At 32.4% G+C, this 21,397-nt stretch carries 19 protein-coding genes; 8 read left to right on the top strand and 11 right to left on the bottom strand.

The annotated features are described in order from the left end of the window. Positions 1 to 73 precede the first annotated feature (73 nt). The 4 genes from AC3IF2_RS03695 to AC3IF2_RS03710 all read right to left on the bottom strand — a co-directional run bounded on the left by AC3IF2_RS03695 (position 74) and on the right by AC3IF2_RS03710 (position 5,445). Positions 74 to 1,807, bottom strand: coding sequence for a tetratricopeptide repeat protein (locus tag AC3IF2_RS03695; protein ID WP_489165688.1), 1,734 nt, complete (start codon positions 1,805 to 1,807; stop codon positions 74 to 76). A gap of 190 nt (positions 1,808 to 1,997) precedes the next feature. Further along, positions 1,998 to 3,224 carry an FG-GAP repeat domain-containing protein gene (locus tag AC3IF2_RS03700; RefSeq protein WP_489165689.1) on the bottom strand — a complete coding sequence of 409 codons (1,227 nt, stop codon included), beginning with the start codon at positions 3,222 to 3,224 and terminating at the stop codon, positions 1,998 to 2,000. Positions 3,225 to 3,368: 144 nt separating this feature from the next. After that, entirely contained in the window at positions 3,369 to 4,103 is a 735-nt protein-coding gene (locus tag AC3IF2_RS03705; RefSeq protein WP_489165690.1) for an alpha/beta hydrolase, read from the bottom strand. 76 nt (positions 4,104 to 4,179) lie between these two features. Beyond that, complete coding sequence (locus tag AC3IF2_RS03710) at positions 4,180 to 5,445, bottom strand: DEAD/DEAH box helicase (RefSeq protein ID WP_489165691.1); 1,266 nt, start codon at positions 5,443 to 5,445, stop codon at positions 4,180 to 4,182. A gap of 121 nt (positions 5,446 to 5,566) precedes the next feature. On the opposite strand from AC3IF2_RS03710, the gene AC3IF2_RS03715 reads away from it, so the two are divergent. After that, positions 5,567 to 6,250, top strand: coding sequence for a peptidoglycan DD-metalloendopeptidase family protein (locus AC3IF2_RS03715; protein WP_489165692.1), 684 nt, complete (start codon positions 5,567 to 5,569; stop codon positions 6,248 to 6,250). A 137-nt stretch (positions 6,251 to 6,387) separates the two neighbouring features. On the opposite strand, the gene AC3IF2_RS03720 is transcribed toward AC3IF2_RS03715, so the two are convergent. Both AC3IF2_RS03720 and AC3IF2_RS03725 read right to left on the bottom strand, forming a co-directional pair. Further along, positions 6,388 to 7,914, bottom strand: coding sequence for a serine hydrolase (locus AC3IF2_RS03720; RefSeq protein ID WP_489165693.1), 1,527 nt, complete (start codon positions 7,912 to 7,914; stop codon positions 6,388 to 6,390). 112 nt (positions 7,915 to 8,026) lie between these two features. Then, positions 8,027 to 10,876 (bottom strand): hybrid sensor histidine kinase/response regulator transcription factor, encoded by a 2,850-nt coding sequence (locus AC3IF2_RS03725; protein ID WP_489165694.1) that lies wholly within the window; start codon positions 10,874 to 10,876, stop codon positions 8,027 to 8,029. A 240-nt stretch (positions 10,877 to 11,116) separates the two neighbouring features. Here AC3IF2_RS03725 and AC3IF2_RS03730 point away from each other — a divergent pair, with 240 nt between their 5' ends. Further along, complete coding sequence (locus AC3IF2_RS03730; RefSeq protein WP_489165695.1) at positions 11,117 to 11,662, top strand: cupin domain-containing protein; 546 nt, start codon at positions 11,117 to 11,119, stop codon at positions 11,660 to 11,662. A gap of 36 nt (positions 11,663 to 11,698) precedes the next feature. Then, positions 11,699 to 12,208: a hypothetical protein gene (locus tag AC3IF2_RS03735; protein ID WP_489165696.1), complete on the top strand. Its 510-nt coding sequence runs from the start codon at positions 11,699 to 11,701 to the stop codon at positions 12,206 to 12,208. A 69-nt stretch (positions 12,209 to 12,277) separates the two neighbouring features. On the opposite strand, the gene AC3IF2_RS03740 is transcribed toward AC3IF2_RS03735, so the two are convergent. The 3 genes from AC3IF2_RS03740 to argS form a co-directional block, all read right to left on the bottom strand. Continuing rightward, entirely contained in the window at positions 12,278 to 13,480 is a 1,203-nt protein-coding gene (locus tag AC3IF2_RS03740; protein ID WP_489165697.1) for a lipase family alpha/beta hydrolase, read from the bottom strand. A 303-nt stretch (positions 13,481 to 13,783) separates the two neighbouring features. Further along, positions 13,784 to 14,278: a hypothetical protein gene (locus tag AC3IF2_RS03745; RefSeq protein ID WP_489165698.1), complete on the bottom strand. Its 495-nt coding sequence runs from the start codon at positions 14,276 to 14,278 to the stop codon at positions 13,784 to 13,786. Positions 14,279 to 14,374: 96 nt separating this feature from the next. After that, positions 14,375 to 16,159, bottom strand: coding sequence for an arginine--tRNA ligase (gene argS, locus AC3IF2_RS03750; protein WP_489165699.1), 1,785 nt, complete (start codon positions 16,157 to 16,159; stop codon positions 14,375 to 14,377). Positions 16,160 to 16,233: 74 nt separating this feature from the next. On the opposite strand from argS, the gene AC3IF2_RS03755 reads away from it, so the two are divergent. From AC3IF2_RS03755 to AC3IF2_RS03775, 5 genes are all read left to right on the top strand, one after another. Beyond that, positions 16,234 to 16,599: a cupin domain-containing protein gene (locus tag AC3IF2_RS03755; protein ID WP_489165700.1), complete on the top strand. Its 366-nt coding sequence runs from the start codon at positions 16,234 to 16,236 to the stop codon at positions 16,597 to 16,599. Beyond that, positions 16,596 to 17,015: a VOC family protein gene (locus tag AC3IF2_RS03760; protein ID WP_489165702.1), complete on the top strand. Its 420-nt coding sequence runs from the start codon at positions 16,596 to 16,598 to the stop codon at positions 17,013 to 17,015. The genes AC3IF2_RS03755 and AC3IF2_RS03760 overlap by 4 nt, the downstream gene beginning before the upstream one ends. A gap of 218 nt (positions 17,016 to 17,233) precedes the next feature. Beyond that, a complete protein-coding gene (locus AC3IF2_RS03765) occupies positions 17,234 to 17,680 on the top strand; it encodes a YybH family protein (protein WP_489165703.1) in 447 nt (148 codons plus the stop codon). 62 nt (positions 17,681 to 17,742) lie between these two features. Next, a complete protein-coding gene (locus AC3IF2_RS03770; protein ID WP_489165704.1) occupies positions 17,743 to 18,861 on the top strand; it encodes a DEAD/DEAH box helicase in 1,119 nt (372 codons plus the stop codon). A gap of 2 nt (positions 18,862 to 18,863) precedes the next feature. Further along, positions 18,864 to 19,103 (top strand): DUF1456 family protein, encoded by a 240-nt coding sequence (locus AC3IF2_RS03775; RefSeq protein WP_489165705.1) that lies wholly within the window; start codon positions 18,864 to 18,866, stop codon positions 19,101 to 19,103. On the opposite strand, the gene folD is transcribed toward AC3IF2_RS03775, so the two are convergent. Together folD and ffh are read right to left on the bottom strand one after the other, a co-directional pair. Beyond that, positions 19,100 to 19,978, bottom strand: coding sequence for a bifunctional methylenetetrahydrofolate dehydrogenase/methenyltetrahydrofolate cyclohydrolase FolD (gene folD, locus AC3IF2_RS03780; RefSeq protein WP_489165706.1), 879 nt, complete (start codon positions 19,976 to 19,978; stop codon positions 19,100 to 19,102). The two genes, AC3IF2_RS03775 and folD, sit on opposite strands and share 4 nt — an antisense overlap. A gap of 57 nt (positions 19,979 to 20,035) precedes the next feature. Continuing rightward, positions 20,036 to 21,367, bottom strand: coding sequence for a signal recognition particle protein (ffh, locus tag AC3IF2_RS03785; protein ID WP_489165707.1), 1,332 nt, complete (start codon positions 21,365 to 21,367; stop codon positions 20,036 to 20,038). Positions 21,368 to 21,397: the final 30 nt, after the last annotated feature.

Here is a 21,397-nt window from a genome sequence, read left to right on the forward strand (position 1 = left end):
GTTTAGATTTTCAAATATATAAGTTATTAAGAAGGAAAACTGAGCATTTAAATTATAAATGCCCAGTAACATTTTAAAGTACCGAACCCTCTATTTTAATATCGGCGTCGGCCCAAGCTTTGTCGAATTCTTTTTTAATTGCCTTAGCTTCTTCAGTTTTTCCTTGCAATTCTAAACTATTATACAGACCAATTAAAGACCACCCATTTTGCCTTAACTTAACTAAGTCTTCTTTGTAAATAGTTTCTGCCTCAGTATACTTATTGGCTTTTAATAAAACAGCACCTAAATTTTGTCTAGTTGGTATATACCAAGCAGCTGGCTCTGTATATGTAAGTTGGTCTTCATATTCAACGGCTTTCTTAAGATGATTAATTGAACTTGTTAAGTCTCCTTTTAGAGCTGCTAATTCACCAGCAACTACTTCATAAGCTATGTTTGCAGATCTTGATGAAGGATTATGAGCTGTAGCTACCAATTCTTCTAGTTCTGGATCTTTTTTCATTTCAGCTAATGCATCTAACTCTTCTTGAGCTTCTTTAATATTGTTTTTTCTAATAAAAGCAATACCACGTGCATAATGCCAAATCAAGTTAAGATGTTTAATGTCAGCATTAGGTTTCGGAACAGTTAAAATATCATTCCATTTACCAAAACGTGTATAAGCTAATAACGGAGTTGCAGCAAAATCTTGTAAAAATGGCATCGTGATCAGCTCGCCAGTAGGCACTTTTTCAGCTGTTTTTTTTGCTGCATCTATGGCAGTATCACTTGCTCCTAAAAGACTTGCCGATGACCATAAAAAATGAATATTATGAGGATAGTACCCTAAAGGATAAATTCCTTGCGAGTAGCATTGAGAAATATAATCTTCATCAGCTAAAATAGCTTGTTGGTTTACCTTTACAGCATCTTTATAGCGGCCTATTCTAATATAGATATGAGAAGCCATGTGTACAATATGACCTGCTCCTGGCATTAAGGTGCCAATTCTATCTGCACTTCCTTCCGCCAGGTCTGGCATTGGTAACTCAACCATATGTATATAATAATGATGAGCACCAGCATTGTTCGGATTGATATTCATTGCTTTCTCTAGTGCAGTTTTGGCTTCAGCTATGTAAGGAGAAGGATTGCCATCTTTATCCCAGTAATTCCAAGGAGTAGTATTCATAATAGAAGCTGCATATAATGTTAATACATCATCGTCTTGTGGAAATTTTTCAGCAACTTTTGTCATTGCTTTCATATAATCAATATTTAATTCTGCAATATCTTTAGTGAGATCTTCGCTATACCTAGACTGCAAAGCTTCTATTAATGCTTTTTCTTTCGATGTAGCATTTGCCAATAAACTTTTTGCTTTTTGGGCAGCTTTAAAGGCTTGCTTTTTACGTTCATCGTCGGGCATTGGATCGTTAATATTTGGACCTAAGGCATAAGCCTGTCCCCAATAGCTCATAGAAGAATTTGGATCTAAGCGAGAAGCTTCTAAAAAAGAACGATGAGCTTCGGCATGATTAAATGCATATGTTAATCTAACACCTTGATTAAAAAAACGTTGTGCCATTTTATTTTTGGTAGAAATTGCAACATGATGATTGCCTAGATTCTCAAATAATGGAGAAATTTGCTTTGTTGTATCTACTCCTTCTAATAAAAATTTTGCAGGCGTACATTTTATAAAGTTTAATGCAACTTTTGGTTTCGGATTTTCGATTTTCTTTTCAATAGCTTTTGAAGTAACAAAATAAACTGTAACTAATGCTAGAGCTGCTATTAATGCCACTTTCCCAGAATTTTTCATGATAATTTAGTTTTAGTTAGGTGATACAAGATATAATTAAACACATTTAGTGCTTAAAATCAATTAGATATATAGTAGTAGGGTATTCAAAGTTACAAAAACAGATTTCGCTAATTATAATATATATTATCGTTGGCAATAATATATGTGTCAGCTAGTACATTTTTTGTGTAATTGTAACAAACTAAGCTTAATTTGTAGTTCTTAAAAGTAAAATATCATTACCTCTAAAATTACATAAATAGATATCTGTTAATCCATCTTTATTAAAATCTGCAAATTGGAATTCGAAAGGGTAAGAATTAATTTTTGGGAAATAATCTTTTGTACTATCATTGAATTTATTGTTTTTGTTATTAATTAAAACAATATTTTCAAGCTCGTTAAACCTGTTTCCTGAAATCAAGTCTAAATAGCCATCTTCGTTGATATCAAAAAAAGAAGCACCAACTGTTCTAAAATCACTTTGTGGTAGAGAAGAGCTTGTTATCTCAGTAAATTTCCCTTTACCATCATTTTCTAAAAGACGATTTTGAGGATTACCAATACCGCCAAAATCAACATTTGCAAAAAAGATATCCAAATCTCCATCATTATCAATATCTGCTAGTTCTACTTCTCGAGTTTGATCATTTATATTTGGTAACCTTGAACTTGTTTCGTCTGAGAAAACTCCTAAACCATTATTGATTAGAATTCTATTATTTGTTTCGTTTGCCTCAATAATGTCTAGATCATTATCACCATCAACATCTTTTAGTTCAATATCCTGAGTAGTTGCATTTCCACTGGGAAGCCTCGTAGATGTTTCATTAATAAATTCACCTTTACCATCATTAATAAGTAGAAAATTTTGTCCTCTGTTTCCAATGATTAGGTCGGCGTAACCATCATTGTTAAAATCGGCTGTTTCTACTACATTTGAAGTGCCAGATACTTTTAGGAGATTATTTACATTGGTAAATGTTGCATCCCCGTTATTTTTATAATATTCATTTGTTTGATCATCTTCACTAACAAATATGATGTCTAAATCACCATCTTTATCAAAATCAGCAATAGCAATGTCTTCTGAATCATGAACTGTATTTGGGAACCTTGTATCGCTCTCGTCGTTTAATACTCCAGTTCCATCATTTATTAAAATAACGTTTCTTCTAAATTCCATGGCTATTATCATATCAATGTCTCCATCATTATCTATATCTATTGCTTCGCCATCCATAGAATTTCCATTAAGCTTATTACTAATCAAATTAGATTGGCTTACATTTTTGAATAAAGTTTTTTGATTATTAATAGAAGGCTGATTTTCGTTAATTTCAGAAGAAGATGAACATCCTAAAAAAAGACAAAGATGAGTAACGAAAAATAGAGTTTGAGGAATCATAAATATTGAATTAATACTTTTTTTCATTAAAAAATAGTTCATATGTTAATATAGTAGTTAATCAATGTTGTGGGTGACATGATCTGACGCAATTAACACCTAACTGTGTGGAAGTTAAGTATATTTTTTGAGGAAGCATTTTAAAATTGTGTTAAAGCAGAAAATAGAAAGTTATTTGTTTGATAAAATAAACTCTTTAAAAGCCTCCCAATATCCTTTATTACCTTTTGTTGATTCCCATAAAGCTCGAGAGCCATGAATACCTGTTTCTTTGGGTTTATAATGAGTGATGTACTTTGGCTTTACGTAGCGTAACAGTTTTTCAACGGGAACGGTTTCTCGTTTAGAAGATGTAACAAATGTTGGAATCTTTATTGACTTTATCAATTTCGCTAGATCCTTACCTTTTAAATATTCACCGGGACTAAAGACGGCTACCGCCTTTACTTTTTTATTTCGCTCACTGGCAATCCACAAAGCTAAAGAAGCTGAATACGAGCTACCAACTAAAATAATAGGTTTATTCCCATTAAGATTATATAAATAATCGATTGCAGCTTCCACATCTTTTTTTGCTCCTGCAAATCCAATGTTCATGCCTTTTTTTCTTGCATCTAAAGCTGTTTCATTTATAATGTCATTAACTCCCTTGCCGGAACGTTGATCGATAGCCATACAAGAAAAACCTAGCTTGTTTAATTTTCTAGCTGTTTTAAGGTACTCACCTCTACTAAAACCTGCTTGATGACATAATAATATAGTTGGAGAAATGTCTTTTATAAAATATGTATCAGCCGTTATCTGTACTGAATCCTTAGCAAAAAAAGTAATGGTTTTTCGATCAGCTTTTTGTGCATTAACAAACTGAATAGAAAATAAAATAAAGAATAAAGAATAACGATGCATAAAACAAAATTTCACAAACCTAAATTTAAGAAAATTGTCCTTTGTAAATTGGCAATATTCTTATTTTAACAATGATTTAAGAATTTCTACCTCTTGATTTATTTCTAATTGATTTTCTGTTATTGTTGTTTTTTCTTCCTCTTCTAAAATTTCGAGACTTAGAATTCTGTTTAGAATTATCTGTTTCTTCTTTAGTCTCATCAACATGATGAATAAAAGGATGCTCTTTTATTACCGGTATATGTTGACGAATAAGTTTTTGAATACTCTGTAAGTATGGTCTTTCTTCTTTATCACAAAACGATAATGCTATACCACTAGCTTTTGCTCTACCAGTTCTGCCAATTCTATGCACATACGTTTCAGGTATATTGGGCAAGTCGTAATTGATTACAAAAGCTAATTCAGAAACATCTATACCTCTAGCCGCAATGTCAGTTGCAATTAGAACTTTTGTGTCACCATTTTTAAAATTTTCTAAGGCTTTTTGACGGGCACCTTGTGATTTATTGCCATGTATAGCTTCCGCTTTTATTTTAGCTCTATCTAGTAGCTTTACAATTTTATTCGCACCATGTTTTGTGCGAGAAAAGACTAGTGTAGAACTTGTTACTTTGGTTTCCAGTAAGTGAATCAACAACTTTATTTTAGCCTTTTTTGAGACAAAATATACAGCTTGATCTACTTTTTCGGCAGTTGCTTGTTTAGGTTTAATAGTTACTTTTTCATACTTACCCAATATCTTTTGCGAAAGTGCAATAATACTCGAAGGCATAGTTGCAGAAAAGAATAATGATTGACGTCTAGGTGGTAGTTTTGCAATGATTTTACGGATGTCATGTATAAAACCCATGTCGAGCATTTGATCAGCCTCGTCTAAAACAAAATATTCAACATCTCTTAGCGTAATAAAACCTTGTTGCATTAGATCTAATAATCTACCTGGTGTAGCAACTAAAATATCAACCCCTTGTTTTAATGCTTGGGTCTGAGCACCTTGTTTTACTCCGCCAAAAATAACCGTGTTTTTTATACCAGTATATTTTCCGTATGCCGTAAAACTTTCAGCAATTTGTATTGCCAATTCTCGAGTAGGCGTAACTACCAATGCTTTTATTCTACGCTGTCTGTCTCTAAGCTTAATATTATTGTAAAGATGCTGCAATATAGGTATAGAGAATGCTGCTGTTTTACCAGTACCAGTTTGTGCGCAGCCTAATAAATCTTTATTACGAAGTAAAATTGGGATTGATTGTTCTTGTATAGGTGTTGGTTGCGTATAGCCTTGATCGTCTAAGGCTTTTAGGATAGGCTCAACTAAGCCTAAGTCTTTAAATGTCATATAATTCTTTGTACAGGGGGCAAAGGTAGTTGATTAATTAGTACATTTTGCTTTTATATTATTTAAGTAAAAGTTTATTTTAAGTATTATTACTTTTACGCTTCAATAATGTGTTTTATTTATGCCAAAGAATTCTTTTTCGAAATTTTTAAATGATATAAGTAATAAACCACTTCATGTTATAGACAATTCAATCGCTATAAATAAATATATTACAATTGATCTGTCAGTTGAAAATAAAGACTTAAGTGAAATTAATATTTCTAGCTCTAAAGAATGTGATACTTATATCAATTTATACTTAAAAAAATACAATGCGCAAGTAGCTTTTGGCGGATATCTAGAACAAAGAAACTTATATAGCGGAGAACATAATTTTATAGGAACTGAAAAACGAAACATCCACCTAGGTATTGATCTTTGGTGTAAAGCGGAAACAAAGGTTTTAGCAGCGTTAGATGGAGAAATTCATAGTTTTAGTAATAATAATAATTTAGGTGATTATGGGCCTACAATTATTTTAAAACATATAGTAAACGAGGAGGTGTTTCATTCTTTATATGGTCATTTAAGTTTGCATTCTTTACAAGGATTACAAGTAGGGCAGAAGGTAACACAAGGGCAAACGATTGCTGCTTTAGGCTTACCAGAAGTTAATGGAGGTTATGCTCCTCATTTGCATTTTCAAATTATAAAAGACTTACAAAGTAATTTTGGTGATTATCCAGGTGTTTGTAATAAAGATAATTTAGATTTTTATAAAGTGAATTGCCCAAATCCAAAATATTTATTGAAATTGAAGTAGTTTAGCTTATCGTGTTTGTTTATGGTTAGTTGTGTAAGTGACTAATATAATAAAAAGGCGTAGGAGTAATGAAATCCGCTAGGATTTCCGAGACACTCTTTAAACGCCGTAGCAATTAATTATACACGTTGTTATACTCAGTTTTTATTTTTCAAAATATTAAGTTCTCCAAAATCAACATCTAGTAAATTTTCTTGATCGAATGAGAACCCCATTATTTCTCTTTTAGAATTAAAATTGAAAGTTAAAAACCCATCAGGAACACGAATGTCATACCAATCGATTTTAAAGGTGTCAAAGTGCCAATGTTTCAACTTTCCTTTGAATACTTTAGTATGAGAAAAGGCGATTTCTAATTCATCTTCATCTATTCTATTAATAAATATTTCGCCGTACATCTTGTCGGTATATTTTCCTGTATAGTCTTTGATCGCCAATGAAGGGTTAGTATTAATAGATCTTGAAATATTTTTTGAGGATGCTCTTTTTTCTTTAATGTTATTTGCCCGCCATTCTTTTACTCTAGTGTAAAAATTGTCAGAGAGAGGTTCATTAAGAAGCTCACTCAATAACAAGGCTCTCAAGAAAAAAGTTGATGGTTCTTTTGAGGTATTTGTAAGTATGATAAACCCCACATTCATATCCTTTATCATTACCAACTGGGCGGACATCCCATCAATCCCACCACTATGTTCTATTATCTTATGCCCATTAACAGGCGTGAGCCACCAACCGAACCCATAGGAAGAAAATTCATTTTTGAACATTCCTCCATCTGCATAAATAATTTGTGGCTTAAAAATTTCCTTGACAATTTTCGGACTAACTACAGTGTCATTATCAATTACTCCATTATTCAATAACAATCTCATATAATTCGACATTTCAGTTGCAGAGGAATAGATAAACCCACCAGGTGCAAGATTGTCTCCTTTTTCTTGAATTATTGCAACTTTTTTATATTCTTCATTCCAAATATGTGGCTGCGCTAGGTTTATGTTATCTTCTCTTTCCTTGGCGAAAGATGTACTATTGTTCATATTTAGTTTGTTAAACACACGTTCTCTTAGGAAATCATCCCAGGATATTCCAGAAACTACTTTAACTATCTCAGAAGCAACAACATACATTACATTTTGATATGCTGGCTTTTCTCTATAGCTGGACTCAGGCTCCAAATATTTGAGTCGTTTTATTATTTCTTCCCTAGAATAATCTGAGTGATACCATAGTGTTCCACCACTGACATCTTTAAGACCACTTCTATGAGTAAGTAAATCTCTAATTGTAAAATTATCTGTTACGTAAGGGGCATACAATTCAAAATAGGGTAGATACTCTTTAACTTTATCATCCCAATTAATTTTTCCTTCATCAACCAAAATCCCTAATGTTAGGGCAGTAAATGATTTAGAAATCGAACCTATTCCAAAAAGAGTGTTTTTATCAACTTTTCTTTTTTTAGGTATTTCCAATTTTCCATACCCTTTGGAAAATATTACAGAATCATTCCTAATGATACCTATCGAAAGCCCGGGAATTTCGAAGTCTTTTATAACTTGTTCAATATGGAAATCTAGTGAATCTAATTGTATCTGTTGGGCGAATGAATTGGAGAATAATAATAATCCAATTAGGGAAAGGAAGTTTATTTTGATTTTCATTTTTTTGTGCACTAAAGTTTAGATATCGTTCCGTTTTAATGAACTATATCCATCGATAAGCGAAGTTAGCCGAAAATAGTTCAAGAATCAAACTTAATTAGTTATTAAAGGCTTATACTTTGCTAGGTAACACACCAAACTTTTCTTTAAAGCTTTTGGTGAAGTAAGACATGTTAGAAAAACCAACAGAATATGCAATTTCTGATACAGATCCGGTTTTATGCTTAAGCATACGCTTAGCCTCGTTTAATCGAATTTCGCTAACTAATTGTCCAGCTGATTTATTAGTTAAAGCTTTTAGTTTACGATGTAGTTGGGCTCTACTAAAACCTACTTTAGAAGCAATGTCTTCTACAGATAGCAATTCATTGTCTAAATTTTCTTTAATAGTTTTTACTACTTTTTGTAAAAACTGGTCATCAATAGATTTTAATTCTAAATCATCAATACTGGCTAGATTTAATGACTTAAAATGTTCCCATATTTTTTTTCGAGCAGCAATTAAATTTTTAACTCTTATTAAAAGCTCGTCAGCATCAAAAGGTTTGGTAAGGTATGCGTCTGCACCTTGAGATAATCCAGCCATTTTACTTACCTGCCCAGCTCTGGCAGTTAACATTATAATTGGAATATGACTGGTTTTTAAATTTACTTTAAGTGAATTACACAATTGGTAACCATCCTTTTTAGGCATCATAATATCACTAATAACTATATCTGGTATATGTTCAAAAGCCATGCGCTCTCCTTGCAATCCGTCAGAGGCCAAAAGCACTTGATACTTTTCTTGCAGAATTTCTTTTATAAAATTTCTTAGATCAGCATTATCTTCTACTAATAAGGCTACAGGTAGATTTTGGTCGTTCTCAATTTCGAAATTTTGATTAGAATTCAAGATAGTATCGAACTCTTCAATTTCTTCAATACCTAGAATCACTTTATCTGTATAAGGAGTACCAATAACTGCTTTTGGTAATGCTTTTATAGTATATGGTAATCTTATTTTAAAAGTAGTACCTCTACCTTGTTTACTATGAACACTAATTTGTCCTTTATGCAAGTCAACCAATTCTTTGGTTAGGGCTAAACCAATCCCAGATCCTTTAGCTTCAGAACCTTCAACACGGTAAAATCTATCAAAAATTCGATCTATTTCTTCTTGACTAATACCTTTACCCGTATCAGATATTTCTATTGTAAAAGTATCGCCGTTGATAGCTGTATTAACACTAACTGCTCCTCCTTGAGGTGAATATTTAAAAGCATTTGAAAGTAAATTAGTTATTATTTTCTCTAATTTATCTTTATCATAGTAGGCATCACTCATCTCTTCAGAGAAATGCGTATTAAGGCTTATATTTTGTCTCTCAGCCATACTTTCAAATGAAAAAACTATTGACCGAACAAATTGAATGAGTCCTCCTTTTTTTAGATTTAAGTGTACATTTCCACTTTCAATTTTTGATAGGTCTAATAATTGATCCACCAGGGTTTGCAATCGTGCTGTATTCTTATTGACAATTTCAAAAGATTTATCACTTAACAATATAGAACCACTATGTTTATCTTCTGATGATTTTTTAGCCTGTTGTAAAGGTCCGTTAATAAGTGTTAATGGTGTTCTAAACTCATGACTTATATTGGCAAAGAAACGGGTTTTCACTTCATCGAGATCTTTCATGCGTTGTATTTCAGACCTTGAGCGCTCAGATTGTAGTTTTTCTTCTTGTGCCTTTTGTGTTATTTTTTGCTGCCTGTATGCGATGCCAAAAGCATATATAATTATCTGTAGAAACATACCTGTAGCAAATGGGTCTAGTCTTAAGGGAGGTTTTTTTATAATTCCCATAGACCAAAGAGTTCCTATAACAAGAAAAATACTAGCGACTAAAGAACCTATACCAAAATATCTGGCAAAAAGATCTTTTTTTAAGCTTAGAACGATTGAAAGTACAAGGCTGCCTAAAGTATAAATACCTAGTAGTTGATAGTGTATACCTACGCTTGTAAAATATGTCTGTGGTTTAAAAATAATTACGTAGCTCGTCGTAATAATTATTTCTGTAAGTATAAATAATGCTAAACCAAGCATGAATTTGTCTAATACAGGAAATTTCTTCTTTGATTGAACAAAAGATCTACCAAAAAACCAAAATGTAAAATAGATTCCATTAGCAATTAGCATCCATACAGGATATCTAAACTTGGGGATAGAAATAATAAGCCCAATAGTCATAGCATGAGTTAGCATACAGAACAACAACCATAGAGAAAACCAAAAAAAGATACTTTGTCTTGAATAAATAAATTGTATGAGGTAAAATAAAAAGATTATAAAGGTAACCCCGAACATAAAAACATTAAAACTATTGTGGAATTGGTAGATCTGATGATAAAAAGGTTGTTTTGGGCTTCTTACAGATAGATTAAAATAAGCAGGATAACCAATACTGTTTCCTTTAGCCTTAATTATTATTGAGATAGGTGTATTACTTTGAAGATCATCAATACTTATATTATTTAATACCCAATTAGCTTTAGAATCTCTTTCTTTTTTTGGGTAATCAACACCACTCTTCTTATGAAATAATAATTGACCGCTTGCGTAGGCATATATATCTATTTTTCCGTTACTCTTTGCCCATGCCGGTGGACCAATCATTTTATCTTCAAAATGTAAAGTCCAACCTTTTAAAGAATCTTTAATTAGTAGGTTTATTTTTCCCCAATATGTTGTTCCTACATTAAGAAGTCGAGGTAATTTGTCACCTTTTTGAAACTTCATGGTAGTATCGTGAAGAATAACTTCAGGAGTAAAATTATCTATGCTATCTGTATAAACCTTAAGATGTGTATTTAAATCATGCACCGGATATTTAGGGTCTATTTCATACACCTCTTGAGCAAAAGAAGAGAAACCTAAAAGGGAAAAAATAATAATGTATAAGAGGTTCTTTTTCATGATTAGTTATTGAAAAGATACTAAAATTTCTTTGCATTTTTTGCTAAAGCTAAGGTCAGTAGTTTATTTATTTACTACTAACACTTATGTTTCATGCATTAATACTGTTGTTGCCTTACTTACTTTTTGCAACAAAAGAGTTATGATTTGTAACGTTAGCAGCGTTGTGAATCACCAGCTCTAAATACTTTTGTTTCAAAGTTTTATACTTGAAAAACATTAATCTAAATCGCAATGATTATGAATAGAGAAACATTTTTAAAACAATTAGGAGGGATGGGAGTACTAACCCTGCTTCCTGTAACTTCAGTATTGGCAAGTACTACTTCAGACCCAGTTACTGATAAAATGATAAAAGAAAAAGTAATTACAGCTGAAGCTGGAAAAGAATTAATGGTACTTGGTAATAAACAAGTACATAAGTTAGTAGGTAAGGATACTAATAATCAATTTTTTGAATGGATTGATTATTTAAAGCCAGGATCTGGTATTCCGCCACATGTTCATACAAAAGAAGATGAAATATTTCGTGTAGTAGAAGGAACTGTAGAATTTACTATCGGAGATAAAAAATCTGTTTTACAAGCTGGCGATATAGCATTTGCACCTAAAAACATTACGCATTCGTGGAGAGTGCTTGGTGATAAAGATGTTCAATTAAATGTTTCTGTATATCCTGCTGGCATGGAGTTTATGTTCGAAGAATTTGACAAAATGTCTCCAGGGAAACCTGACCTTAATAAAGTAGCAACCATTAGTGCGGAGTATGGAATTAAGTTCGTGTAAACAAATAACAAATTATTAATCAAAATCATAAATAACATGAAAACGAAAAAAATTAAGATAGTAAAAGTATTATGTCTTTTACTTTTCATCACTGCTTTTTTAGGATGTAGTAGTGATGACGACGGAATACAATTAGTTCAATGGGAGCTGGAGGTAAACCAATTAAAAGATGCCATGGCTAAATATGAAAATATTGATGTAGCCACTTCTGAAGGCTTTTTTGACGCTTCTGGATTTGTACCTAACATGGGGCATCACTACCTATTACCGCAAAGAGTTGATAATACTTTTGAATTATTAAGCCCAGAAATAATATTGTATGCTCCTGATAGTAATGGAAATATGGAATTTGTGGCTGTTGAATACGTAACACCTGTTGCAGATTTAGATAATCCTGGTACACCACCAGAAGGCTTTACAGGTAGTGAAGACCAATGGTATTTGAACACCAATTTAAGTCAGTGGCAATTACATGTGTGGATTGGTAGAGATAACCCTGACGGAATCTTTGCTGAATTCAACCCTGCCGTTGGAACAGGGAACTAAACTTTGAAAAATTGTTCTGAAAAAGAGTTTTTGATTAATAAACCCAAACTGAAAAGTTTGGGTTTATTTTTATATATACAACCACTCCTTTATTTTAGTACATACTTTTAGACTACTCAACAAATCTATATGAGTACTCTCATAAGTGATCCAAGTATTTTTTCTATTAAAATGCAAACTTTTAGTAGCATCTTTATGTTTTCCTAGAGCACTATCTATACCAACCAACCTATCTCCTAATAATCGAGAAGATAATGAGTCTGCCTCTTTTTTAACACAAGCAGCTATACTAAAACATGCTATTTGTTCAGGTAAAGGAATGATTTGTTTTTTTTCTGTTTGCATTTTGAAACGATCACTACCTTGCCAATCTTGATCCACTAGATAACCATACCTTAAATCCGTTACACCAGCACTTCTTATTTTCCCTAGTCTTGCAAAAGGTTTTGTATAGGGTATTGTTTCTAGAATAACATCTAAATAGTTACCAGCCCTTTCTAAAGGTGTGCCATGATGAGGTGTTCCTAAAAAAACAACTTTTTTTAGATGCTTTATCCAATTTTTTTGTTGCTGTTGCCCATAATGCATTGCACTTCGAGTTACTAAACCACCCATACTATGAGCAACAATGGTTAGTTCTTCTATAGGTACTGGCCAATTAACTATTAATTTTTCTAATAATTCATTAAAGTTTTGCCCATTAGTAGAAATATGACGACCACTATTGTAATGTAGGTAAATAAGTGTTTTGTGTAACTCTTTTGCTAGTACTACACCATGGTTATGTTCTTTTTGAGTCCATTGTATATCATTCATACAAGAACCATGTACCATCAAAAGTATTTTTCCATTTATATCAGGATAAGCTAATGCAATATTTTTGCTATCAAGTGGTATAACTTTTACCTGATGCCTAAATTGCATAGTAACCCTTAACGGATTTTCTTTTTCTTCTAAATAATCTCCAATCACACCATTTAAAGCTGACCTTATAGCTTCCTTTTTCTCTGTACTTTTTAGTTGGCCAAATGTAGGTGCTAATTGTTCTAAACCTTTATCTAAACCATTTCCGATAAGTTTGGTACTCCATTTAATATTTTTATAAGTAATACCAGCTATATTAGTAATAAGATGTTGAATGGGAGTTGACGGTAAAAATGGAGGATGTACAACTCGCTTGTGCATTGCCTCAACCAAATCTGTTATACCTAATGTAGCTTCTGTAATTAAACGAGTAATGCCTTGTAAATCTGAATTTTTATTTTTTGACATTTAATACTGTGCCTATGATACATGAAAGATAAATAAATTTGAGTTTGTTTTGGCTAAAAAATAAAAAGTTCGCTTATCGGTTTTGTATATGATTTGTAGCGGTGTGGCGGTAGCTTCAGCAAGAACCAGTTTTGCGGAGCAAAAGCTGGGAAGCAGGTCTTGGACCTGCGTGAGCTTCAGCAAGCGCTGGAAACCGCTATCTCGGATTATTCCGAGAAACTAATTTAAACAATTGAAACGAGAGTATGATGTTAGCTTGGAACAAGCTATAAATTATATACGTTGTTGTAAAACGTTTTATAATCATAATTCAGTTAGGTTTTTAATCAATTCTTTTTTGAATGAATTCAACATATTTCGGCCGATAGATAATTGAAATAATAGAATTAACACAAAAACTGGAACTAAAATTATTAAAGCTGGATACGCTTTATTTAGCATCACATTAGTCACCGAAATCACGAATAATACAGGGCCTAAGATTAATCCTAACCCTGTGAAAGTATCAAATGCAAAACATTCTATTTCCAATCTTGTCTTTCCGTTTATGCCAATTATACTGCCTTCAACTCTTCCAGGAAATGAAAGTCGCATAAATTTTCTTTTAACTCTTAGATTAAATCTATCCTGACTAATATTTCCAATATATTTTTTATCCGATTTAATTAATTCATCAAATAGATAGTCGTCATGTGAATCAACTAGCTTATCGAATCTAACAATTAACTCTTCTTTATTTAAATCAGAATTAAAGGCAAAAGATTCATACAGGTTTAATTTCTCTAGAATGCCTTTCATCAAATGTTTTACAAAGTTTAGATATCGTTCCGTTTTAATGAACTATATCGGTCGATAAGCGAAGTTAGCCGAAAAGAAGTTAAGAATCAAGTTAAATTACATGCGTTCAGGTACATCTATGCCTAATAAACTAAAAGCAGATTTAATAACTTCAGCCACTTTTTTAGAAAGCTTTGTTCTAAAGATTTTCTCTTGTTCGTTTTCTGAACCTAGAATAGGTACACTTTGGTAGAATGAATTGTATTCTTTTACCAGATCGTAAGTATAATTAGCAATTAATGCAGGGCTGTAATTCTGAGCAGCTTGTTGTATTGTTTCCGGAAAAAGTGAAAGTTGTTTTAAAAGATTACGTTCTTTTTCATGTAAAGACCCTTCAATTATGCGCAGGGTGTTAGAGTAATCAAAATTAGCTTTTCGCAAAATAGATTGAATTCTAGCATAGGTATATTGAATAAAAGGACCAGTATTTCCTTGAAAATCAATAGACTCTTTTGGGTCAAATAGAATTCGTTTTTTAGGGTCTACTTTTAAAATATAATACTTTAAAGCACCTAAACCTATGGTTTTGTATAGAGATTTCTTTTCATCTTCAGTGTAGCCTTCAAGCTTGCCAAGTTCTTCTGAAATCTCACGAGCGGTATTAGCCATTTCAATGATCAAGTCATCAGCATCTACCACAGTACCTTCTCGAGATTTCATCTTACCTGAAGGAAGATCAACCATACCATAACTTAAATGGTAGAGATTTTTAGCCCAATCAAATCCTAATTTTTTTAAGATTAGAAATAATACTTTAAAATGGTAATCTTGTTCGTTACCAACAGTATATACCAATCCGCCAACATCTGGATGATCTTTAATACGTTGAATGGCCGTACCAATATCTTGGGTCATATAAACAGCTGTGCCATCTGAGCGTAATACTATTTTTTCATCTAAACCTTCATCAGTTAGATCACACCAAACAGAACCATCTTGTTTTTTAAAGAATACGCCTGTTTTTAAACCTTCTGCAACAAACTCTTTTCCTAATAAGTAGGTATTGCTTTCATAGTATAATTTGTCGAAATCTACTCCTAAATTTTTATAGGTAATATCAAAGCCGTCATACACCCAACCATTCATTTTCTTCCAGAGGTCAACAACTTTTTTATCTCCACTTTCCCATTTACGTAGCATTTCCTGAGCTTCGAGTAGGATAGGGGCTTGCTTTTTAGCATCTGCTTCAGCAATGCCTTCCGTGACAAGCGTATTGATTTCTTTTTTATACTCTTGGTCGAACTTTACATAGTAATTACCAACTAGTTTATCACCTTTTAACCCTGTAGATTCTGGCGTTTCATCATTTCCGTATCGTTGCCAAGCCAACATACTTTTACAGATATGTATACCTCTGTCGTTAATTATTTGGGTCTTGTATACTTTTTTACCTGAGGCTTTTAATATTTCTGAAACGGAATATCCTAAAAGAATATTACGCATGTGCCCTAAATGCAGTGGTTTGTTTGTATTAGGCGAAGAATATTCTACCATTACAGCATTTTCATCCGCGTTAAGCGAAGAAATTCCATAATTAGTAGTTTGATAAGTTTCATTAAAACGATCTAAGAAATAAGTGTCATTCAATTCAATATTTAAGAAACCTTTCACTACATTAAAATTGGCAACTTCACTTACATGCTTTTTAATATACTCACCTAACTTGGTAGCAATCTCAACGGGATTCCCTTTAACTACTTTCAAAAATGGAAACACAACAACAGTAATATCACCAGCAAATTCTTTGCGAGTAGCTTGAAACTCAACAGATTCAATAGATACATTATAAATAGCTTCGAATGCTTTTTTAATGGTTTGCTTTAGTGTTTCTTGAATATTCATTATCAAAATTGAAGGCGCAAAATTAAGCAATTAGCTTTCAAATTGCTATTTTTATTCTTGGTAATTAAACTAAGATGTCTAAAAAATATAGAATACAAAAATCACCGCTTGTAGTGCCAACTACCGATGGCAAATTAATAGAAGAACATTTTGGAAATGCCACAGATGGCAATTCAAAAATTAGTATTGCACATATGGTAGCTCCTTCTGGTTGGAGTGAACCTTTTCAAACGCCAGAGTTCGATGAATACACGTATATAATTAAAGGGAAAAAGCAATTTATTGTCGATGACGAGAAGGTTGTGTTAGAAGCAGGACAATCAATTAAAATTGAAAAGAATACTAGAGTTCAATATTCTAACCCTTTTGATGAAGAGTGCGAGTATTTAGCAGTATGCACCCCTGCTTTTTCTATAGGTTTAGTAAATAGAGAAGAATGAATATACAACCATTTCATATAGCAATACCAGTTCATAATTTAGATGAATGTAGAGCTTTTTATAGAGAAATTTTAGAATGTGAAGAGGGTAGGAGCTCAGACCATTGGGTAGATTTTAATTTATTTGGGCATCAATTAGTAATTCATTATAAGCCAAAATCTGAAGAACAATTGCACACAAACCCAGTTGATGGAAAGAATGTACCGGTACCACATTATGGCGTAGTTTTAGAATGGAACACCTTTGAGATTTTTGCGAATAAGTTAAAATCTAAGGGCATCAAGTTTGTTATTGAACCTTATGTGCGTTTTAAAGGTGAAGTAGGTGAACAAGCTACCATGTTTTTTTTAGACCCTGCTGGTAATGCGTTAGAATTCAAGGCGTTTAAAGAGGTCAGCCAATTATTTGCAAAATAAATGTTAAATAAATATTAAATAAGAATTTGTTAACATTAAGGTTGTATACAATTAGTAGTTTTGATATCAAATAATCTAACTATGTTGGTACGTTTAATAATAGAACTCATTTTGGTAATCTTATCTGCAGTTGCTTAAAGTATTTGTAATAATTAGCAAGACTTATAACTTTTTTAACTTCGTATTTTTAGATACTTAATTATTAACGAACCAATATTATGTGTAAATCAATTTTGCCCCTTTTACTTTTTATAAGTCTAAACCTATTTTCACAAAATTATTTAGGAGATAAACAAGATATAAACCAAATACTGAGTACTGTTAAAGAATTTTCAAAATCTTATACAAATGCTGATTATGATAGGTTAACGTCATTTTATAGTGAGGATGGTAAAATTTTTCCAACAGGAACAGACATAATTGAAGGTCATGCAGCAATAAAAAAGCGTTGGACTTTACCTAAAGGTGTACAAATACTATCGCATAAAGTGACTCCAAATGAAATAAAAATTATTGATGATTATGGTTATTATGAAGGTGCATCTAAAAACGAAAAAGGCACATTTTCCTTTAAAGGAAAATATGTAATTGTTTGGAAGAAGATAAATGATGATTGGAAAATCTACCTAGATATCTGGAATAGAATAAATCAAAAAGACAATTAATAAACAGAACTACTTACATTTACTACTCTTAAGAAGCATATATTTGCACATTTATAAGATATATGTCGACATTTTTAGATTTAGGAGTAAATAAAAAGTATATAAAAGCTTTAAAAGAACTTGGTATACAATCACCTACAGAAGTTCAGCAAGAAGCAATACCTATCTTATTACAATCAGCAACAGATTTTATTGGCTTAGCTCAAACCGGTACGGGTAAAACTGCCGCTTATGGTCTACCAATTTTGCATAGCATTGATGCGGATACACCAGTAGTACAAGCTTTAATTCTATCACCAACAAGAGAATTGGTACAGCAAATAAAAAAGCAGTTATTTAAGTTCACTAAATATACCGATGATAAAGTATTTGTTGAGGGCGTTTATGGAGGAGAAAAGATTGATAGACAAATAAGTCGATTACAAAGACCTACGCATATAATTGTAGCTACACCAGGTCGATTAATTGATTTGATAGAAAGAAAAAAGATTGATCTTAGAAATATTAAAACATTGGTATTAGATGAAGCTGATGAAATGCTAAGTATGGGCTTTAAACAAGAGTTAAATAATATTCTAAAATATACGAGTGGTTCTAGAAATACATGGTTATTTTCTGCTACAATGCCAGAAGAAATACAAAGAATAGTAACTAATTATATGGATGCCGATGCTCAAAGAGTAGAAGTAAATAAGAACTCTTTAGTCAATGCAAATATTTCGCACAAATACATCTTAACTTCAGTTAAGGATAAAACAACAAAACTTTTACAAGTTTTAGATGCAAGAGCAGAAGATAGAGGGATTATATTTTGCCGCACAAAATTGGGAGCTCAAAGTTTAGCTAAAGAATTAAAAGAAGAAGGATTATCGGTTGGAGCTTTAGAAGGAGATATGCAACAAAAAGAGCGTGACAAAGTAATGCGTGCTTTTAAAAATAAAAGTTTGCAAGTTTTAATTTCTACAGATGTTTCCGCAAGAGGAATAGATGTTAATAACCTCGGTTTTGTAATCCATCATCAATTGCCAGAAAATTTAGAATACTATACGCATAGAAGTGGTAGAACTGCTAGGGCGGGAAAGACGGGAGATTCAATAGCTTTAATATTACCAAGTGAAATACAGCGTGTACATGAAATTGAAAAAGCTCTAGGTATTAAATTTAAAGAATCAATTATTTAAGCATGGCATTAACAAATAATGATATTTTTAAAAAATTACGTGTAGCTTTAAAATTACGTGATGATGATATAGTCAAAATTTGTGCTTTAGTAGATTTTAAAGTTTCTAAAAGCGAAATAAACTCATTTTTTAGAAATGAAAACCATCCTAAATATGTAGAATGCGGAGATCAGATTTTACGCAATTTCTTAAATGGATTAGTTATTCACCTACGGGGACCAATGCCTCCTAAAAATAATTAATCATTCCTTTTATTACAAGCTAGTAATGTGTTTTTTAATAGCATTGCTATAGTCATTGGTCCAACTCCACCTGGTACTGGTGTTATATGGCTGGCTTTTTCGCTAACACCTTTAAAATCTACATCTCCAACCAAACGAAAACCATTCTTTTTAGAAGAATCTGCAACACGTGTTATGCCAACATCTATAATAACAACACCATCTTTAACCATATAAGCTTTTAAAAATTCTGGTATACCCAAAGCAGCAATAATTATATCGGCATTTTTAGTGAATTCATTTAAATCTTTTGTTCTACTATGCGTAATCGTAACAGTAGCATTACCAACCTTTCTCTTTTGAGATAATAAGATACTCATGGGACTACCCACAATATGACTTCTACCAATTACTACAACATTTTTACCAGAAGTTTCTACATTATAACGTTCTAATAATTCTAAAATACCGTAAGGGGTGGCGGAAATAAATGTAGGTAAGTTTAAAGCCATTTTACCAACATTGGTAGGATGAAACCCATCAACATCTTTATCTGGACTTACAGCCATAATGATCTTCTGCTCATCTATATGTTTAGGTAATGGTAATTGAACTATAAAACCATCAATATCATTATCGATGTTTAAAATAGCAATTTCATTAAGCAATTCTTCTTCTGTAGTTTCTTCTGGCAATCTTACCAAAGTAGATTCAAAACCAACACGTTCACAAGCTTTTACTTTAGCATTCACATAGGTTAGACTTGCACCATCATTACCAACAATTACAGCAGCCAAATGAGGTATTTTTTGATCTCGATTTCTTAATTCGGCTACTTCTAAAGCTATTTCTTCCTTAATATCTGCTGATGTCTTTTTTCCGTCTAATAGAACCATAATTACTATAAAATTAATATAAAAAAAGGCTACCTTTTAAAAGTAGCCGTTCATATTTTATCTTCCCATTCCTTTCATCATTTGCATCATACGTTTGCCACCACCACCTTGCATCATCTTCATCATTTTGCTCATTTGCTCAAATTGTTTCATAAGCTGATTTACTTCTTGAACCGTTGTACCCGAACCTTTAGCAATACGTTTTTTTCTACTTGCGTTTATTGTTGTTGGTGTACTTCTTTCTTTAGGAGTCATAGAATGAATAATTGCTTCAATACCTTTAAAAGCATCGTCATCAATATCTACATCTTTCATAGCTTTACCAACACCAGGAATCATCCCGACAAGGTCTTTCATATTACCCATTTTTTTGATTTGCTGAATCTGCTTTAAGAAATCATCAAAACCAAATTGATTTTTGGCGATCTTCTTTTGAATCTTACGTGCTTCTTCCTCATCATATTGTTCTTGAGCACGTTCTACTAAAGAAACTACGTCACCCATACCAAGTATACGGTCCGCCATACGATCAGGATGGAAAACATCAATAGCTTCCATCTTTTCGCCAGTTCCTATAAACTTAATAGGTTTATCTACAACCGATTTGATCGATAAAGCCGCACCCCCGCGTGTATCACCATCTAATTTAGTAAGTACTACACCTTCAAAGTTTAGGATATCGTTAAAAGCCTTAGCAGTATTAACAGCATCTTGACCCGTCATAGAATCAACCACAAATAAAGTTTCTTGCGGGTTAACAGCTTTATGGATGTTTGAGATCTCTGTCATCATCTCGTCATCTACCGCTAAACGACCAGCTGTATCTATAATAACTACATTTTTTCCTGTTGTTTTCGCATGTTTGATGGCATTTTGAGAAATTTCAACAGGATTCTGATTTCCTTCCTCGGCATAAACTTCAACACCAATTTGTTCACCAACTACTTGTAACTGATTAATGGCCGCAGGTCTATAAACATCACAACCAACTAATAATACTTGTTTTGTTTTCTTAGTTTTTAAGAAATTGGCAAGTTTCCCCGAAAAGGTCGTCTTACCAGAACCTTGTAAACCAGACATAAGAATTACCGTTGGTGATCCGCCAAGGTTAATACCTACGGTTTCGCCCCCCATTAATTCGGTTAGCTCATCTTTAACGATCTTAACCAGTAATTCGCCTGGTTTTAATGCAGTTAATACATTTTGACCAAGCGCTTTTTCTTTAACACGATTGGTAAATTCTTTGGCTATTTTAAAGTTAACATCAGCATCTAAAAGGGCTCTGCGAACCTCTTTAAGTGTTTCAGCAACATTTATTTCAGTAATTTTTCCATGCCCTTTTAAGACATGAAAGGCTTTATCTAATTTATCACTTAAATTATTGAACATAGTCTTACGTCATTTTTTTGTAAGTGGCAA

It is taken from the genome of Maritimimonas rapanae (assembly GCF_057837205.1).